General features: G+C 42.6%; 14 protein-coding genes. 3 read left to right on the top strand and 11 right to left on the bottom strand.

What is annotated here, in order from left to right:
• Positions 1-180: 180 nt before the first annotated feature.
• Complete coding sequence (gene pmbA / locus BZL35_RS00965; protein WP_245916311.1) at positions 181-1,539, bottom strand: metalloprotease PmbA; 1,359 nt, start codon at positions 1,537-1,539, stop codon at positions 181-183.
• A 151-nt stretch (positions 1,540-1,690) separates the two neighbouring features.
• Between pmbA and yjgA the strand changes: the two genes are divergently transcribed.
• On the top strand, positions 1,691-2,257 hold the full coding sequence (gene yjgA, locus BZL35_RS00960) for a ribosome biogenesis factor YjgA (RefSeq protein ID WP_106181982.1): 567 nt from the start codon (positions 1,691-1,693) through the stop codon (positions 2,255-2,257).
• 663 nt (positions 2,258-2,920) lie between these two features.
• Here the strand turns inward: yjgA and orn are convergent.
• On the bottom strand, positions 2,921-3,532 hold the full coding sequence (gene orn / locus BZL35_RS00955) for an oligoribonuclease (protein ID WP_106182819.1): 612 nt from the start codon (positions 3,530-3,532) through the stop codon (positions 2,921-2,923).
• Positions 3,533-3,601: 69 nt separating this feature from the next.
• On the opposite strand from orn, the gene BZL35_RS00950 reads away from it, so the two are divergent.
• On the top strand, positions 3,602-4,864 hold the full coding sequence (locus BZL35_RS00950; RefSeq protein ID WP_106181980.1) for a M48 family metallopeptidase: 1,263 nt from the start codon (positions 3,602-3,604) through the stop codon (positions 4,862-4,864).
• Positions 4,851-5,804 (top strand): ribosome small subunit-dependent GTPase A, encoded by a 954-nt coding sequence (rsgA, locus tag BZL35_RS00945; protein WP_106181977.1) that lies wholly within the window; start codon positions 4,851-4,853, stop codon positions 5,802-5,804. The genes BZL35_RS00950 and rsgA overlap by 14 nt, the downstream gene beginning before the upstream one ends.
• Positions 5,805-6,030: 226 nt before the next feature.
• Here rsgA and argH read toward each other — a convergent pair whose 3' ends face one another.
• The 9 genes from argH to thrS form a co-directional block, all read right to left on the bottom strand.
• Positions 6,031-7,440 (bottom strand): argininosuccinate lyase, encoded by a 1,410-nt coding sequence (argH, locus tag BZL35_RS00940; protein ID WP_106181974.1) that lies wholly within the window; start codon positions 7,438-7,440, stop codon positions 6,031-6,033.
• A 491-nt stretch (positions 7,441-7,931) separates the two neighbouring features.
• Positions 7,932-9,449: a lysine--tRNA ligase gene (gene lysS / locus BZL35_RS00935; RefSeq protein WP_245916331.1), complete on the bottom strand. Its 1,518-nt coding sequence runs from the start codon at positions 9,447-9,449 to the stop codon at positions 7,932-7,934.
• 431 nt (positions 9,450-9,880) lie between these two features.
• Positions 9,881-10,985, bottom strand: a protein-coding gene (gene prfB / locus BZL35_RS00930; RefSeq protein WP_106181969.1) for a peptide chain release factor 2 whose coding sequence is annotated in 2 segments (ribosomal slippage) — positions 9,881-10,903 and positions 10,905-10,985 — 1,104 coding nt in all. Because the reading frame shifts where the segments join, the coding sequence is not laid out codon by codon here.
• Positions 10,986-11,407: 422 nt separating this feature from the next.
• Complete coding sequence (gene pheT, locus BZL35_RS00925; RefSeq protein WP_106181966.1) at positions 11,408-13,861, bottom strand: phenylalanine--tRNA ligase subunit beta; 2,454 nt, start codon at positions 13,859-13,861, stop codon at positions 11,408-11,410.
• Between the two features lie 84 nt (positions 13,862-13,945).
• On the bottom strand, positions 13,946-14,959 hold the full coding sequence (gene pheS / locus BZL35_RS00920; RefSeq protein WP_106181964.1) for a phenylalanine--tRNA ligase subunit alpha: 1,014 nt from the start codon (positions 14,957-14,959) through the stop codon (positions 13,946-13,948).
• 117 nt (positions 14,960-15,076) lie between these two features.
• Positions 15,077-15,436: a 50S ribosomal protein L20 gene (gene rplT, locus BZL35_RS00915; protein WP_106181961.1), complete on the bottom strand. Its 360-nt coding sequence runs from the start codon at positions 15,434-15,436 to the stop codon at positions 15,077-15,079.
• A 23-nt stretch (positions 15,437-15,459) separates the two neighbouring features.
• Positions 15,460-15,657 (bottom strand): 50S ribosomal protein L35, encoded by a 198-nt coding sequence (gene rpmI / locus BZL35_RS00910; RefSeq protein ID WP_106181959.1) that lies wholly within the window; start codon positions 15,655-15,657, stop codon positions 15,460-15,462.
• Positions 15,658-15,849: 192 nt separating this feature from the next.
• Positions 15,850-16,386: a translation initiation factor IF-3 gene (gene infC, locus BZL35_RS00905; protein WP_106182818.1), complete on the bottom strand. Its 537-nt coding sequence runs from the start codon at positions 16,384-16,386 to the stop codon at positions 15,850-15,852.
• A gap of 28 nt (positions 16,387-16,414) precedes the next feature.
• The gene (thrS, locus tag BZL35_RS00900; RefSeq protein WP_106181956.1) at positions 16,415-18,331 is read right to left on the bottom strand and encodes a threonine--tRNA ligase; all 1,917 of its coding nucleotides are present in this window, start codon (positions 18,329-18,331) and stop codon (positions 16,415-16,417) included.
• Positions 18,332-18,456 lie beyond the last annotated feature (125 nt).

Here is an 18,456-nt window from a genome sequence, read left to right as displayed (position 1 = left end):
CACCTTTTAGAATCTCAGATTCTTCCACGATTAAAAAAAGAATAAAACTGCAACGTGCTCTAATATGGCCATGATAGCTTAAGGTGAATTTAGAGAAAGTTCTATAGGCAACTTTAAGAATGAGGAAATTTCTAGATCAATATATCAAGTAAGTTCTAATGTTTTTAAGTTTTTGTAGTATCAATGCCCAGCAATGATCATTTCCTCGATTAGGATCGATCCAACTTCCTTTGTGCCACGAACCAATGTATCAGCACCTACAGCGACAATCTTCTGGAACATATGGTTCAGATTTCCTGCCAGTGTAATTTCTTCTACCGGATATTGAATTTCACCACCCTCGACCCAGAATCCAGCCGCACCACGCGAATAGTCCCCGGTCACATAATTCACACCTTGTCCCATCAACTCTGTCACTAGTAAACCTGTGCCAAGTTTTTTAAGCATTGTGCAAAAATCATCGGTCGGTTGTGTTTCCGTGCTATAAAGTCTTAAATTATGCGATCCACCAGCATTACCAGTCGTCTCCATACCCAACTTACGCGCAGAGTATGTTGACAAAAAATATCCTTCGACAACTCCATGTTTAACAACATCGCGCCGATGCGTACGAACGCCTTCATCATCATATGGTGCGCTACCCATCGCCCGCAGAATATGTGGGTCTTCCTCAATACCAATATGCGACGCAAAAATCCTTTTCCCAAGGCTATCAATGAGAAATGTCGCTTTTCGATACAGCGCACCTCCGGAGACAGCTTGCACAAAGGCACCAATTAGACCTGCCGCAAGCGGAGCTTCAAACAAAACAGGACACTTTCGCGTAGATAGCTTACGAGAATACAGGCGTGCAAGCGCCCGCTCAGCCGCATATCGACCAATTGCTTCTGGGTTAGCCAGATCATCGGCCAATCGTTTAGAAGAATACCAACTATCACGTTGCATACCATCTCCCGAACCCGCAATCGGGGAGACTGAAAGGTGATGGTGAGAGTACGGATATCCCTCTAAGAATCCCTTTGTGGTTCCAAAAAAGAATTGGGAATGCTGTGCTGATACACTGGCTCCTTCCGAATTATGGATCAGAGAACTCGTACCAAATGCCGCTTGTTCACATCGATGCGCCAACTCAACTGCCTTATCAGGCGTAATTTCCCATGGATGAAAAAGAGATAAATCCTGCGGATGTTTCTCTAATAATCTCCCCTCTGCCAAGCCCGCACAGTCATCTTCCGCAGTAAAACCAGCAATGTCATACGCGGCACTCACTGTGTCATATAGTGCTTTTTTGGAAAAATCAGATGTACTCGCGTTACCGCTACGCTGACCGATAAAAACTGTTATACCAACTGATTTATCATGTTTCCGCTCTATTGTTTCGATCTTACCGCAGCGGACAGACACGGATAAACCATCCCCTTCACAGATTTCTACAGCAGCGTCGGTAGCGCCTATCAACCGCGTGTATTGCAACACATCACTGACGATTTCCTTGAGTTGATCTTGAGTATGCATGAAATTCGAATTCACAGAAGACATCGACACCATTCAAAAAGAATTAAGAGAACGTTATCTTATCGCGTCTCGATTACCTCTGGTGGATCTTTAGACAAACTATTTCAGTCCTTATTGACCAATACATAAACACGAATACCCCTAACAGTCAAACACTAGCAGTACAATATCGCATATGACATTAGACCATTTTCATCCTCACACTTTTCAAGAAAGTATTAATATAAAAGAAGCACCGAGCAAATCTCAACGCAAACGGGAGATGCTTGCTTTGCAAAAGCTAGGAGAATCTCTCATTGGACTTTCAAAAGAAAGTCTCAAGCATATGACACTACCCGAAAAAATTGCCGATGCCGTCAAAGATTGTCAACGCATTACAGCACATGAAGCTCGTCGTCGTCAGATGCAATTAGTCGGGAAAATCATGCGCACACTAGATAAAACTGAAGTTAATAGAATCCGTACAGCACTGGATACCATTAAAGGAATTTCTAATCCTGAAACAGCTAAACTGCGCTGCCTCAACCGTTGGCGAGAACATCTACTAACTGAAAACGAAGCACTTACAAGGTTATTAGCACAGTATCCAGATGCAGCTGCTCAGCAGTTACATACATTAATTCGCAATGCTCGGCGAGAAAAAATGCAAAGTAAACCATCCAAAGCATTTCGTGAATTATTTCAAGTATTGAAAACTTTACTCTACCCAGACAACACATCTATGGATTCCAAAAAAATCTAGATCCAAAGAAAAGTATGTACCATCACGCCATACGTTTTCAAAGCAAGGGGATACATAATATTTCCAATCAATATTAAAATAATATTTGTCTTGACTTTATATCAATTTACCGCAAATAAAACTAACGTAGTTATAAAAAAAGTATCCATGCACTTTAAATCCACATTACTAAAATAGTAATAGTCTATGAGACTCGACATTAATAAGTAGCGGAAGAAAAACCTAGATTTCCGATGATTCACATGACCTTATGAAGAAATCAGTCTGAAACATGAAACTCATACAGCTTCTCCAAACCGCCTTCAAATAGAGGAGAGGCAAAGATTTCGCTGAGCCGACGTCACTAGAAAAGAATGTTCAGCTGATAAAAAAACAATCCCTACCTTTATGACCGTAAAATCCATTTACGCATTCATACCAAATATCATTTGATTACACAAAGTTCCAGCCATCCGTGACTTCGTTCATGCGACCTTAAGCATTCGTGGTCCATGTCGAAAAACAATCAATTAAGGAAACACTCAAAAACACTATCTCGTCCAAGCAACTTCTACCGACCATAAATAGCTAATTTTATTGATCTAACTAATAAGCGATCCTCATACTGTCAGATAAGAAAAATACATCTATGTGTGCAATATTCAATGTCAGATTTCAATCTGCTCATGAATGTTTCACAGTAGTGTTTAAAAAATTAGCACGGTAATATATGAGCTCATCAATTGATTCATGGATGTCAGCCAAGGCTGTATGTGCACTACGCTTCTTAAAACCCCTGTACACACCAGGCTCCCAGCGACGACAAAGTTCCTTCAGGGTGCTAATATCGAGATTTCGATAATGAAAAAATGATTCAAACTTCGGCATGTAACGCGCCATGAAGCGACGGTCCTGACAGATCGAATTGCCACACATCGGCGATTTATTCGAGGGCACATACTCAGACAACCATTCTATTAATTTCTCCTGAACAGTCTCTTCATTAAATATTGAAGACTTAACTCGCTTGATTAAACCGGAGCGGCTATGCGTCAGTTTATTCCAATCATCCATGCCATCAAGCACAAGATCAGGTTGATTAATCGCAAATACCGGCCCTTCAACACGCTTGGTCAACGTAGAATCTGTCACAACCACTGCTATTTCAATTATACGATCGACATCTGGTCTTAAACCAGTCATTTCCATGTCTAACCAAATCAAGTTGGACTCGTGCCACCCGAGGATTATCTGTTCAGCTGCAAGTGAATCGAAAGTGCTAGGAGTATCGGGCATAAGATGAATAAGATTAAGAAATAAGAAAGAATTTGCAATTTTCACACACTTTGAATTACTCTCAAACGTATGCTGAATTATCTTTTTATATCTTTGCTCTTAGCCATGGTCATCACCAAGCTGTGGCTTGCCTCACGCCAAATTCGCCACGTCACCGCAAATCGCAGTTTGATACCGAAATATTTTTCTGAAAGCATTACCTTAAAAGATCATCAACGTGCTACTGATTACGCCTTAGCCCGTACCAAACTCAGCATCATAGAAACCTTGGCACAATCTGTCCTACTTATTGCACTGACGCTGATGGGAGGACTGCAAATCCTACATCTCACTGTCAGTAAATGGCTTGGAGATGGTTACATCGGACAAATTACCTTAATTAGCATGGTACTTCTGATTTTTAGACTCGCAGATTTACCTTTTAGCTACATTCGCCAATTCATAATTGAGCAGCGCTTCGGTTTTAACCGAATGTCATTCGCTCTATTCGTTACTGATATGCTCAAAGGCTCAGTGCTTGTCCTGATCCTTGGTTTACCGATATTATTCTTCATTTTGTGGGTGATGCAGGAAACAGGGTCAGTGTGGTGGTTGTACACGTGGCTCGTATGGGTCAGCTTTAACTTTTTTTTGATACTCCTCTATCCAACAGTTGTCGCTCCGATATTCAATAAATTCGAACCTTTGAGAGATCCCTTATTGACCAAGCGTATTGAGGGTCTGATGAAACGCTGTGGCTTTTCTAGAAATGGTCTATTCTCGATTGATAGTAGTCGACGTTCCACACATGGCAATGCATATTGCACAGGGTTTGGTCCCTCGAAGCGAATCGTTTTCTTCGACACATTGATTGAACGCCTATCCCACGCCGAAATCGAATCTATACTAGCTCACGAACTTGGACATTTTAAACAACAACACGTCACAAAACGTCTCATTGCCATATTTATGCTCAGCCTCGCATTCCTTTTTCTGCTTGACTTGCTAGCATATCAGACTTGGTTCTATACAAATCTCGGTATACAACCATCAATACGACCTGACACCAATAATGCACTCAAACTCATCTTATTTTTCCTAATTTTTCCGGTTTTTGGATTCTTCGCTGCCCCCATCAGCAGATTAACTTCACAAAAACAAGAATTTGAAGCAGATGCCTTCGCTGCAAAGCAAACAAAGACATCTAATTTAGTCGATGCACTCGTGAAACTTTATAAAGAAAATGGATCAATCCTAACATCTGACTCCATTTATGCCTCCTTCTACTATTCCCACCCACCTGCCTCGCAGCGCATTAACCGATTGTTAGAGGACATGCATGAAGCGAGTTAATAAGGATCAGAAAAACAACATATCCAGCCAAGAAATCACACCGAATATCCCTTTATTGCAAGGGTGTGTCGTCGCTGCGCATGGACGACATTATGTGGTCAAATTCGGCGCTGAAAATATCCTCTGTTTCCCGCGCGGCAAACACAGTAAAATTACCGTAGGTGATCAAGTCACCTGGGCACGAGTGAGTATTAATCAAGGCGTAATCGAAGACATTTTACCTCGACGAAAATTACTACACCGCTCGGATCAATTCAAGAGCAAGTTGTTCGCAGCAAACATCGATCAACTATTGATCAGCGTCGCGACAGAGCCATACTTCAGCGAAGATTTTCTTGGAAGGGCGTTAGTAGCTGCCGAAGTAAATGATCTCAAACCGATCGTCATCCTGAACAAGATTGATATTACCAAGCACCTATCTGTTGCACGTGATAGGCTTGCCCTCTATTGTACCCTGGGTTATAAAGTGCTTGACATATCCATACGAGATAATCCAGCCGATGCTCGAGCACAATTGTTGCCATATCTCAATGGACAATCCACGCTATTGCTTGGACAGTCTGGTGTGGGAAAATCTACGCTTATCAATCTTCTCGTGCCTAATGCTAACGTAGCTACACGTGAAATCTCAACAGTTATTAACTCAGGCAAACACACAACCACGTTTACTCAAATGTTTCATCTATCTGGAGGGGGTACACTGATAGATTCTCCAGGATTTCAAGAATTTGGTTTGTATCATCTGAATAAAAATCAGTTAGAACAAGGATTTCCAGAATTTCGAGGACTATTGAATTGCTGCCGATTTTATAATTGTTACCACCTGAAAGAGCCCGGTTGTGCCATTCTTCAAGCTTTGGTAGAAGAACGTATCCAACTGAAACGTTACACTCTTTACGTAAAACTAGTACATGAATCGAAGCAAAAAACACTGAGATAATTTAAATGTCAGGACCAGATGCGAAATTTCTTGAAAGACAATCAGCCATAAGTTTCGATTCCAAATCGACAGATATGCCTTCGTCACATCCATTCAATAAGCGATTTTTCTTATAGAGACATAACATCTTTCTTTCATTTTGATTATTTTTTAACTAAAAAATTACGATAGCCCATCGGGAATAATCATAAAAACCATTGAACTTTGACATATACTTCCTCTTTCCCTAATAGGGTGGTTTTTTCGAGAGCTTTTCACGAGCAGTGGCAATAGCATATTTCACTTGTGTGGGAGCAGTTCCTCCGATATGTTTTCGGCTCTCAATTATTCCTTCGAGTGTGAGTAAGCTAAATATATCATTCCCAATGAGAGGAGAGAAAGCTTGTAATTCCTCTAAAGAAAGGTCAGCGATATCAATACCACGTTCGGAACAGATGCGTACGGAGTATGCCACGATCTCGTGAGCGTCGCGAAACGGCATGCCTTTCTTGACAAGATAGTCGGCCAGATCTGTAGCTGTCGAGAAACCCTGTAATGCAGCATTACGCATTGCTTCTACATGAACCGAGATACCGGACACCATATCAGCAAAGATACGCAGCGTATCAACAACCGTATCAACGGTATCAAAGAGCGGTTCCTTATCTTCCTGATTGTCTTTGTTATATGCGAGTGGCTGGCTTTTCATCAAGGTCAGCAGTGCAATCAAATGACCATTTACTCGACCAGTTTTTCCACGGGCTATCTCTGGGACATCCGGATTTTTCTTCTGAGGCATAATTGAACTTCCTGTACAAAAACGATCAGCAAGATCAATAAAACCGATGCATGGACTCATCCATAGCACAAGCTCCTCTGAAAAACGTGAGATGTGAGTCATAACAATCGCAGCAGCAGCACAAAACTCAATGGCAAAATCTCGGTCTGAAACAGCATCGAGCGAGTTACTACATACTTCATCAAATCCCAGTGTCCTAGCAACACGTTCGCGATCAATGGGATAGCTTGTACCTGCTAAAGCCGCAGCACCAAGCGGTAACCTATTCACTCGGCGACGTATATCAATCATGCGCTCTGCATCACGGGAAAACATTTCAACATAAGCGAGCAAGTGATGACCGAAGGTCACCGGTTGTGCTACTTGTAAGTGTGTGAATCCTGGTAAAACAGTCGAACTATGCTGTGTAGCAAGATCAAGCAGTGCCAATTGTAAGTTATTAAGCAATATGCCAATGTGATCAATTTCACTACGCAACCATAAACGAATATCAGTGGCAACTTGATCGTTGCGCGAACGACCCGTATGCAAACGTTTCCCGGCATTACCAATCAATAAAGTCAGACGAGCTTCGATATTCAAGTGAACGTCTTCCAAATCTAGTTGCCATTCGAATTTGCCACACTCGATTTCACGACGTATCTGTGCCATACCACGCTGAATGTCATTGAAATCCTGTTCACAAATAATACCCTGTATGCATAGCATATCAGCATGAGCGAGCGAAGCTTCAATATCGAACAGAGCAAGACGTTTGTCAAAAAAAACAGAGGCAGTGTAACGTTTAACGAGCTCAGAAACAGGTTCGGAGAAACGAGCCGACCAAGCTTCATTTTTCTTGGAAAATTGGGATGTCATTATCGTGGCTACACAAAGAAAATCAATCGATCACGTCCTTTTATTTTGTATATCTCACACGGGAAAGTGTCTTATCATACGAAAAAATATTCCTTCCCCATTCTAACAATGCTTTCCACACAAAGGCGACAGAGTACATTGCATACGCAGTAACGATAATTACTCGAGAGATAAACCCCATAGTATGTTAAATGCATAATATAAACTTCTAAGCAATGAAAAATACACTCAAATGGAAATTTTCAAGATATCTCGAAGGTTCCTATCTAAGACATCATCATGAGTAAAGTTGCTACAGCATTTTTGGCTACTGGTCTTATCAAAGACCCAATGAAACAATTTATAGCAGTTAGCCTTCACACATCATCAATCTGATTAAAAAATCATCTTCCATATACACAAAAAAATACTATGCCAGACGTTCATATCTATTTTTAACCATCTATGAACATAAATAAAACCGCATCACTGCTCATCGCCAAGACTAGTGCTTAATCTTCGCGACGTAGGCTTGGGAACAACAGCACGTCTCGGATATTCGTCTTATCGGTGAGCAACATGATCAAACGATCGATACCAAGACCGCAACCTCCCGTAGGAGGCATCCCGTATTCTAGCGCACAAATATAATCAGCATCGTAATACATTGCTTCTTCGTCCCCTGCTGCCTTCTGTTCGACTTGCGCACGGAACCGCTTAGATTGATCTTCTGGATCATTAAGCTCCGAGAAACCGTTAGCAATTTCACGACCCGTGATGAATAACTCAAAACGCTCTGTCATCTCTGGCATATTATCGGAAGCCCGCGCCAATGGTGATACTTCGATTGGGTAGTCAATGATGAATGTAGGTTCCCAAAGTTGCCATTCTGTCGTTGCTTCAAAAAAAGCGAGCTGGAGTGCACCTAAGCCAGCATTGAGAAACTTAGGTGCATCTGTCTTGATGCCAAATGTGTTTAGGGTCTCACGCAAGAAATCTGGATCTACTAGCTGTGATTCGCTGAATTTCGGTACATATTTTTTAATAGCTTCAACGATAGTTAAGCGATGAAAAGGTTTTTCAAAATCTAGTTCACGACCTTGATACCTAATGATGGCGGTACCACTGGCATGGATCACTGCCTGACGAATCGCATTCTCAGTAAAATTCATCAACCACCGATAATCGGTATACGCCGCATAGAATTCCATCATCGTGAATTCTGGATTATGACGTGGCGAAACACCTTCGTTACGAAAATTACGATTAATTTCAAAAACTCGCTCAAAACCACCTACAATTAAACGCTTGAGATACAATTCTGGCGCGATTCGAAGAAATACCTGCATATCAAGTGCATTGTGATATGAGATAAATGGCTTCGCAGCAGCACCCCCGGGAATAGGATGTAACATCGGTGTCTCGACCTCCATGAAATCCTCGTCTATCATAAATTTCCTAATAGACGCAATAGCTTTGGAGCGAGTACGGAAGGTATCACGTGTTTCTGGCGAGGTGATCAAATCAACATACCTCTGCCGATACTTCGTTTCTTGATCAGTCAGTCCATGAAATTTTTCTGGCAGTGGACGTATTGCTTTAGACAAAAGACGTAACGTTTTAACCTTGATCGACAATTCGCCGGTACGTGTACGGAATAAAATACCAATCGCAGCAATGATGTCCCCAATATCCCACTGCTTAAAAGCCGTAAAAGTCTCAATCCCAACATCTTTTAAACTGATGAAAAACTGAATTTTCCCACTGCTATCTTGCACGCTTGCAAAAGCAGCTTTACCCATGATGCGCTTAAGCATCATCCTGCCAGCAATTGATACTGAGATAGGTGTTGCTTCAAGGGATTCATTTTCTACGTCTTTAAAACTATCTTGTAACTCAGCTGCCCTGTTTACAGGACGGAAATCATTTGGATATGCAATCCCCGCTGAACGTAAACTTTGTAACTTCGCGCGTCTCTCCGTGATAATTTGATTTTCATCTGGCGATAAGTTCTCTTTTTTTGAAGTCATTGAAATAGCCGAAGTGGCCTGAATATTTTCATCAGTCATGGTAAGAGAGAAAGTTCTTTAGGTAAAGCGCAAGATAGGCAGGAATGTTTTTTCAGCTCAGTGTGTGAGGAATCCCAAGCCAGAGAGAACTCCACGAGATCAGGTAGAGTCAGATAAGATATTGTCACCCAACTAGGACCTCCTACAAATAGTCCATAATCGATTCCAATCCCAAATTAGTGACAAAATATAATACAATCTCTCAGCTAATCATTTAGTTATCAGTCAACTTACGGTTCTATAAAAACAACCAAATCTTCATGATTAAAAATTTACATGGCTGTGGCTTTATCTCAATTCTCCATGCAACCTAGGTAAACCTGAGATAAATAAAGGTAACCGCTGTGCTATCAAAGCCAATCATGCGAGCAGCTTCGGAAGCAACTTCATACTCACACACCCTGTTTCAAGCTAGCAGAAATGAACTGGTCCAGATCACCATCAAGCACTGCACGCGTGTTGTTTATTTCGATATTAGTGCGTAAATCCTTAATACGTGACTGATCTAAAACGTAAGATCTAATCTGGTGCCCCCAACCTACATCGGTTTTGCTCGATTCAATCTTTTCTTGTTCAGCTTTGCGCATACGCATTTCAAATTCATATAGACGTGCGCGCAATATCGTCCATGCCTCAGCACGATTACGGTGTTGTGATCGATCATTCTGGCACTGCACAACGATGCCTGACGGGATGTGTGTCAAACGTACAGCCGAATCAGTCTTATTGATGTGCTGACCACCTGCACCAGATGCACGATATGTATCAGTTCGAACATCCGATGGATTAACGTCGATTTCTATCGAATCGTCTATTTCCGGGTATACAAATACGCTGGAGAAAGAAGTATGACGCCCACCAGATGAATCAAACGGCGACTTACGTACGAGACGATGCACACCAGTCTCCGTACGCAAATAGCCATAAGCGTAATCACCCGAAATCTTAATTGTAGCACTCTTAATACCTGCAACATCGCCGTCAGAATATTCAAGTACTTCTGTTTTAAATCCTTTTCGTTCACAGTAGCGCAGATACTGGCGAAGTAACATCGATGCCCAATCACAGGCCTCTGTGCCGCCAGCCCCAGCTTGAATATCGATAAAACAATTATTCGGATCAGCCAAATTATTGAACATCCGACAGAATTCCATATCAGCAACACGCTTACCTAAAGCCTTTGTGTCTCCTTCGAGAGTCAACAGGGTTTCTTCATCATTTTCTTCACGAGCGAGATCAAAAAGATCTTGTGTATCTTTCAAATCTTTACGTAGTGCGACCAGTGATGAAACTACACACACAAGCTGTTTCTTTTCTTTACCAAATTCCTGAGCACGCTTAGCATCTCTCCATATACTTGAATCTTCAAGTTCTTTATTGACAGCTTCCAGACGTGATTTCTTAAAAGCAAAGTCAAAGATACCCCCGTAGCTGTTCTTCTCGCGTAAGTAGATCAACTAGCGAGGATTCAATCAGATTTAGTCGTTCAGATTCCATAAAATTCGTGAAATTATGCCCAGTATAATCAACGCCGGATTATATCTGATAGGAAAGCCTAAATAAAAGGATTATTAAAAACTTGTCGCAATGATTTTTACGGGAATTTCGTTTCCGACAGGAAAATATTCGGAATTGATTCATTTTTGAAATGAGCTCGACGGACAGAAAGCTACAAAACAATCTATCAATATAGATTGATCTAAGTGTGCCACGTTCTATATATTAAAATCAAAGCGACACTTAAAAAAACCACCCATACAACCCAAGCCTAACGAAATAATATCTATTGTTAGACTCATAATTAGAAATTACCTTCTGAATTTAAGGTTCACGCCAGATTTCAAATTTTATGACAATCAGTACACGATTATGAGGATTACCCCACTTCGCAAAATAGAGTTCCCTCTCAACAACACAATTTACTTACTACGCAGTTGTGCTCGGAAAACTTTAAAAACTGGCCGTAGTAACCCGGCAATAGCCCGCTCAATAGTCTCATCCTTCAAGGTTCCTTGTGAGTCTTGCAAAGTAATACGAAATCCGAGACTTTTATCTTGTGCATTTAACCCCACGGCAGCACGCAACATACTATCACCCTTTGGACGGAACTCATCGAACAACACAACCGTCTCTACAAAACGACAATCAGGATTGCTTATCTGCGCATCCAACATGGTATCGATGATTGGTTGCACCGCCTGTTCCTGTGGCACTACAAGCGCAATGTCACGGGTAACCGGTGGAAACTTCGATATATCATGATAACTTGGCACATCACGCACAAACAAAGCATCAGCCACAATTTCAAATAGCACCGGAGCATGTGGAAAATCATACTTCTGCTGCCAACGCGGATGCAACTCGCCGATCCAACCAACACGACGGCCGTCAATTTCAATGGCGGCACTACGTCCGGGATGGAATGCAATATGCGTCTCGCTAACAAAACGCGCCACACGCGGGCAAAGCAACGCTTCCAGATCACCCTTAACATCGAAGAAATCAACTTGGCGTGTCGAAATACCCCACTGCTCTTCTAACACTGGACCATATGCCAACGCTGCCAACGTCAACGGTTGATGATACCGATCGAGGGCTAACTCGCCTGGAATTGCCGCATCATGCTGATGGTACGTACGAGCGATTTCGAAAAGACGCACTCGAGAAGCCTTACGATTCAAATTATAACGTACCACATTCAACAAGCTTCCAATCAATGTTGATCGCATTACAGCAAGATGACTAGCAATCGGATTCTGCAAACGAATCGGATTTACATTTCCAGCCAGATGAGCTTCCAATTCAGCATCGACAAAACTGAAATTCAAAGTCTCCTGATAATCACGCGCTGCCACTGCATGACGAAGTATATGCATCGAACGTTGTCCTTCTTGAATCGAGCGCATCTCGCCAGAAGCCATCGGCAAATTTGCAGGAATTCGATCAAATCCGTAAATACGCGCGACTTCCTCAATCAGATCTTCTTCAATTTCGATGTCAAAACGATGTGATGGAGGCGTAACTTCGAAAACACCATCCTGCACTACAAATAGCAGCCCAAGACGCGAAAAGATTGATGCTATTTCAGTTTCGCTCACATGCATACCAAGAATTTTGATAGCACGAGCAACACGCATTTTAACAGCACGACGTTGCGGTAATTTTACAATCTGATCTACGAGGGGTCCAGACTGTCCTCCGCAAATTTCAATAATGAGCTGAGTAGCACGTTCAAGTGCACGAACATTCATTTCGAAGTCAACACCACGTTCAAAACGATGTGAGGCCTCACTCGTGAAATTAAATTTTCGGGAACGACCTTGGATCGCTTCACGATAGAAGAATGCGCCCTCTAAAAAGATATGCTGGGTTTCCAAACTCACGCTCGTAGATTCGCCTCCCATAATACCTGCGAGGCTAATCGGACCACTTGCATCAGCTACAACTAATACAGATGAATCAAGCATGACGATCTGTTCGTTAAGCAGTTTCAGCATTTCACCTTTTCGCCCAAAACGAACATCAATATCTCCTTGTAATAAGTCCAAATCATAGACATGCAAGGGCTGTCCCAATTCAAGCATCACATAATTAGTGATATCGACGAGTACTGAAATGCTGCGCTGACCTGCACGTTCAAGTCGCTCAATCATCCAACGCGGTGTAGGCACAGAGACATTTATATCACGGATAATACGTCCGCCAAAACGACCACACCCTTCTATGGCACTGATACGTACAGGCAAGATATCAGTAATAACCGTCGGTTGCGCATCTCCCCAAGGTAAATCATGCAAAGTTGTCCCTGTAATTGCTGCAACTTCACGAGCAAGTCCGAGTAACGATAGACAATCCGCCTTATTAGGCGTTAGTTTAATCCTAAAACAAGTATCATCAAGATTGAGATATTCTCGAATATCAACCCCAATGGGTGCGTCTTCTGCGAGAATCATTAAGCCATCTCGATCACTAGATAGATTGAGCTCACCTGCAGAGCAAAGCATTCCTCTACTTTCAACGCCACGCAACTTACGAAGTTTAATAAAAAAAGGAGTTCCTCCTATTTGGGACGGTGGCAATTTTGCACCAACCATGGCAGCTGGCACCTTGATACCAACAGCAACATTTGTCGCGCCACAAATAATCGTCAACGGTACACCAATACCAACATCAACCTGGCAAACATTTAAATGATCTGAATTTGGATGCTTCGCAACCTCGAGTAGTTTCGCCACCACAACGCCGGAAAAGAGGGGCGCAACCGGAAACGTTTCCTCTACTTCGAGACCAGACATTGTTAAGGCCTGTGCCAACCCGTCTGTTGTAATATCTGGATCAACCAGGGTACGCAGCCACGATTCAGGAAATTGCATTGATCAAGTCGCTCAAAATAAAAAGTTCAGCACTAGTTTTGGACCATGGCATGGTCCAAAAAAATACCAAATTCGCAAAATAGACTACATAAATTGGCGCAAGAAGCGTAGATCGTTCTCATAAAATAGACGAAGATCTTCAACCCCATAACGCAACATCGTTAATCGTTCAAGACCAGAACCAAACGCAAAACCGACATGACACTCCGGATCAAGCCCCATATTCCGTAAAACGGTTGGATGCACTTGGCCTGCACCAGAAATCTCTAGCCACTTACCCGCATTCTTGCCTGTTTGAAAATACATATCAATTTCGGCCGAAGGTTCTGTAAATGGGAAGTACGAAGGACGAAATCGCACCTGAATATCATCGTTCTCAAAAAACTTCCTCAAAAAATCGGTGTAAATACCTTTGAGATCAGAAAAACTAACATCATCCGCAATCCACAAACCTTCTATCTGATGAAACATTGGTGAATGTGTAGCATCGAAGTCAACACGATATGTACGACCCGGAGCAATCAATTTTATCGGTGGTTTTTTCATATATGCATATCGAACTTGCATCGGGCTCGTATGCGTACGAAGCAACAATGGCTTGCCAGTATCGTCATTTCCTTCAATATAAAAAGTATCTTGCATCGATCGCGCTGGGTGATTCTCTGGACTATTCAAAGCGGTAAAATTAAACCATTCAGATTCAATCTCGGGACCATCAGCAACATCAAAACCAATCGAGCGGAAAATGTATTCCACACGCTCCCAGGTTTTAAGAACAGGATGCAAAGTACCATTTCCCATGCCACGGCCAGGTAACGTGACATCAATAATTTCAGTAGCAAGCCGGGCATCCAAAAGAGCATCACTCAATACCTGACGACGCTCCTGAAGAGCCATATCAATCTGATGTTTAGCAACGTTAATTGCAGCGCCTTCCTTCTTACGCATGTCAGGATCCAACTGGCCAATTCCTTTAAGAAATTTAGTCAGTTTTCCTGTCTTTCCAAGAAAACGTGCCTTTTCATTTTCCAGGGCAGCAATGTCAGAAGCAGCAGAAAATGCATGCTTTGCTTCGCAGACAATAAGTTCCAGATCCATAAGCTACTGGTTCAAATTTTTCAGATAAAACACCACAAAAACAAGCTAAAAAACAAAAGGGAGCTCAATAAGAGCCCCCTTGCTAACGATTGTCGCTCACGACGTTAAAGTGTAATCTTATACGGCAACGGCTGCTTTCGCCTGAGCAACAATCTCGGCAAACGCCGGCTTGTCGTTGATAGCCATATCTGACAACACCTTGCGGTCCAACTCAATCGAAGCTTTCTTCAGCCCAGAAATAAATACACTGTAGGTCATATCGTGCTGACGCACACCCGCATTAATACGGGCAATCCACAAAGCACGAAACACACGCTTCTTATTACGACGATCGCGATAGGCATATTGCCCAGCGCGCATAACTGCCTGCTTAGCAATACGAAAGACATTATTCCGACGACCGCGAAAACCCTTCGCAGCATCAATAACTTTCTTATGACGGGCCCTCGCAGTGACCCCACGTTTGACTCGAGACATATTTTTCTCCTAAAAGTCGGGGTTTAAGCAAAGGGCAACATTGCCCGAACAGCATTCAAATCCGAATCATGGACACCTACAGAACCACGCAAGTGACGCTTATTCTTAGTAGTCTTCTTGGTCAAAATATGACGTTTGAAGGCCTGAGCACGCTTAATGGTACCACCAGGACGCATGCGAAACCGCTTCTTTGCACTGCTCTTGGTTTTCATCTTTGGCACAAAAAACTCCATTCTTATATATGAACAAACAGGTGTTACACAAAATTTATGTACCTTCCAAAACCTGTGTTCACTTGGTATCAGAACCTATCCAAGATGAAGATTCATTTCTGATATTTTCTACGGACGAGGTCTTGCCAATGCAAAGTGGTCCCTAGCAAAATAATAAGTACACCAAGGACCACCAAAGAACTACTGCTTACTTTTCTTTGGGGCGAGCACCATAACCATGTGACGGCCTTCCATTTTCGGCATCTGCTCAATCTGAGCAATTTCCTCCAAATCAGCCTTCAAGCGCTCGATGACGCGCATACCAATCTCTTGGTGTGCCATCTCCCGTCCACGGAAACGCAATGTAATTTTCGTTTTGTCACCGTCATCCACCAAAAAACGTTTCAGACTCCGTAACTTAACATTGTAATCTCCATCGTCAGTGCCTGGCCGAAATTTAACTTCCTTGATAAGCACAACCTTCTGCTTAAGCTTGGCAGCGTGTGCCTTTTTCTGCTCCTGGTATTTGAACTTACCGTAATCCATCAGTCGACAGACTGGCGGCTGTCCATGAGGAGCAATTTCGACCAAATCGACGTCAGCTTCCTCTGACATCAATAAAGCCTCAGACAATTTCACAATGCCGATCGGCTCACCGTCAACTCCAACTAGACGCACCTCCGACACATTAATTTCGCCATTGATGCGATGCGACTTCTCGGTAGCGATGTTTCTCATCCTCAAAAAATAAAAAATTAAGCCGTGCTCACTGAACATGGATACTGAAAGAGCACTCCTTCGTAAGTTCCGCGCATAATGCATCAAGGGACATAATACCCAAATCCACACCACCACGGGCACGCACGGCCACCATATTTGCATCACGTTCCTGATCCCCCACAATTAACATGTAGGGTATTTTTTGGAGAGTATGCTCCCTTATTTTATAGCTAATTTTCTCGTTGCGCAAATCTGCCCGTGCCCTAAATCCTTCTTTTTTTAATCTTTGAGCAATAGCAAGCGCATAATCTGCCTGACCTTCAGCAATATTAAGCACAAGCACTTGTTCCGGTGCAAGCCATAAAGGAAATGCCCCAGCATAGTGCTCGATCAAAATAGCAATAAAACGCTCAAGAGATCCCAAGATAGCCCTATGCAACATCACAGGTCGTTTTCGGCTGTTATCCTCAGCCACATACTCCGCACCCAACCGCTCCGGCATAGAAAAATCAACCTGCATCGTTCCGCATTGCCACTCTCGCCCCAACGCATCCTTAAGCGTATATTCAATCTTTGGCCCATAAAACGCACCCTCCTCCTCGGCAATCAAAAAATCGCATCCGGACCGGCGCAATGATTCCATCAGGGCAAACTCAGCTTTATCCCAAACATCATCAGATCCGACGCGTTTCATCGGACGTGTAGCAACTCTATAAATAATCTCGAAAAAACCAAAAGTCCGATAAACCGCTTGCAAAAGTGCCGTGTAATTGACACACTCATCTAGAATTTGATCTTCCATACAGAAAATATGGCCATCATCTTGTGTAAAACCACGGACACGCATGAGTCCATGCAATGCTCCTGATGGCTCATTTCGATGACATTGACCAAACTCACCGAAACGCAGTGGTAAATCACGATAGCTATGCAGAGATGAATTAAAAATCTGTACGTGTCCAGGACAGTTCATTGGTTTTATTGCAAAATGGCGCTTCTCCGACTCCGTCGTAAACATGCTTTCTTTATAATTTTCCCAATGACCTGACTTTTCCCATAGTGTACGATCAAGAATTTGTGGGCCTTTCACCTCCTGGTATCCATTTTCGGAATAGATGCGTCGCATATAGTGTTCAATCTGCTGCCACAGCACCCACCCTTTTGGGTGCCAAAATACCATGCCTGGAGCTTCCTCTTGCATGTGAAACAAATCAAGCATGCGACCGATCTTACGATGATCACGCTTTTCAGCCTCCACCTGCCTATGTAAATAAGAGTCTTGGTCTTCTTTTTTAGCCCAAGCCGTACCATAAATGCGTTGGAGTTGCTCGTTATTTGAGTCACCACGCCAATAAGCGCCTGCGACTTTCATCAATTTGAAGACCTTGAGTTTTCCCGTCGATGGCACATGAGGACCACGACATAAATCAATGAAACTCCCTTCGCGATATAAACCAATCTCTTGATCGGAAGGAATCGATTCAATAATCTCAGCCTTATATTTTTCTCCCATCGATAGAAAAAGCCTGATAGCATCACCACGATTCATAACTTCACGAATAACTGGCTCGTCCTTCTTAACAAGTTCCTCCATTTTTTTTTCAATAGCTTCAAGATCTTCCAGTGTAAATGGACGATGGAACGAAAAGTCGTAGTAAAAACCGTTTTCAATCACGGGACCAATAGTTACTTGTGCCTCAGGAAATAGCATTTTGACAGCATATGCGAGCAAGTGAGCCGTTGAGTGACGAATAACATCGAGACCATCCAAATCACGATCCGTCACGATCACAAGATTGATATCACGATCAATCAAATAAGAGGTGTCAACCAATTTACCATCGACCTTTCCAGCCAAAGCAGCATTAGCTAAACTCCTGCCAATCGATGTAGCAACTTGCGCCACCGTTAAGGGTGCTTCGAACTGGCGCTCTGAACCATCAGGCAATCGTACCGAAATCATCTCATACTCCCCACACCAAAAAATCACACGCAATATATACAGTTCGCTGATTCTCTATATGATTTTTTATCACTCGACGAAAAACGGCCTCGGGAATTAGCCGAGGCCGTTTTAAATTTAACCAA

The organism is Candidatus Pandoraea novymonadis, assembly GCF_003004665.1.
In the GTDB taxonomy this organism is placed as follows: domain Bacteria; phylum Pseudomonadota; class Gammaproteobacteria; order Burkholderiales; family Burkholderiaceae; genus Pandoraea; species Pandoraea novymonadis.
Note: the sequence above shows the minus strand (reverse complement) of the source record. Positions and strands in the feature narration are given on the sequence as shown.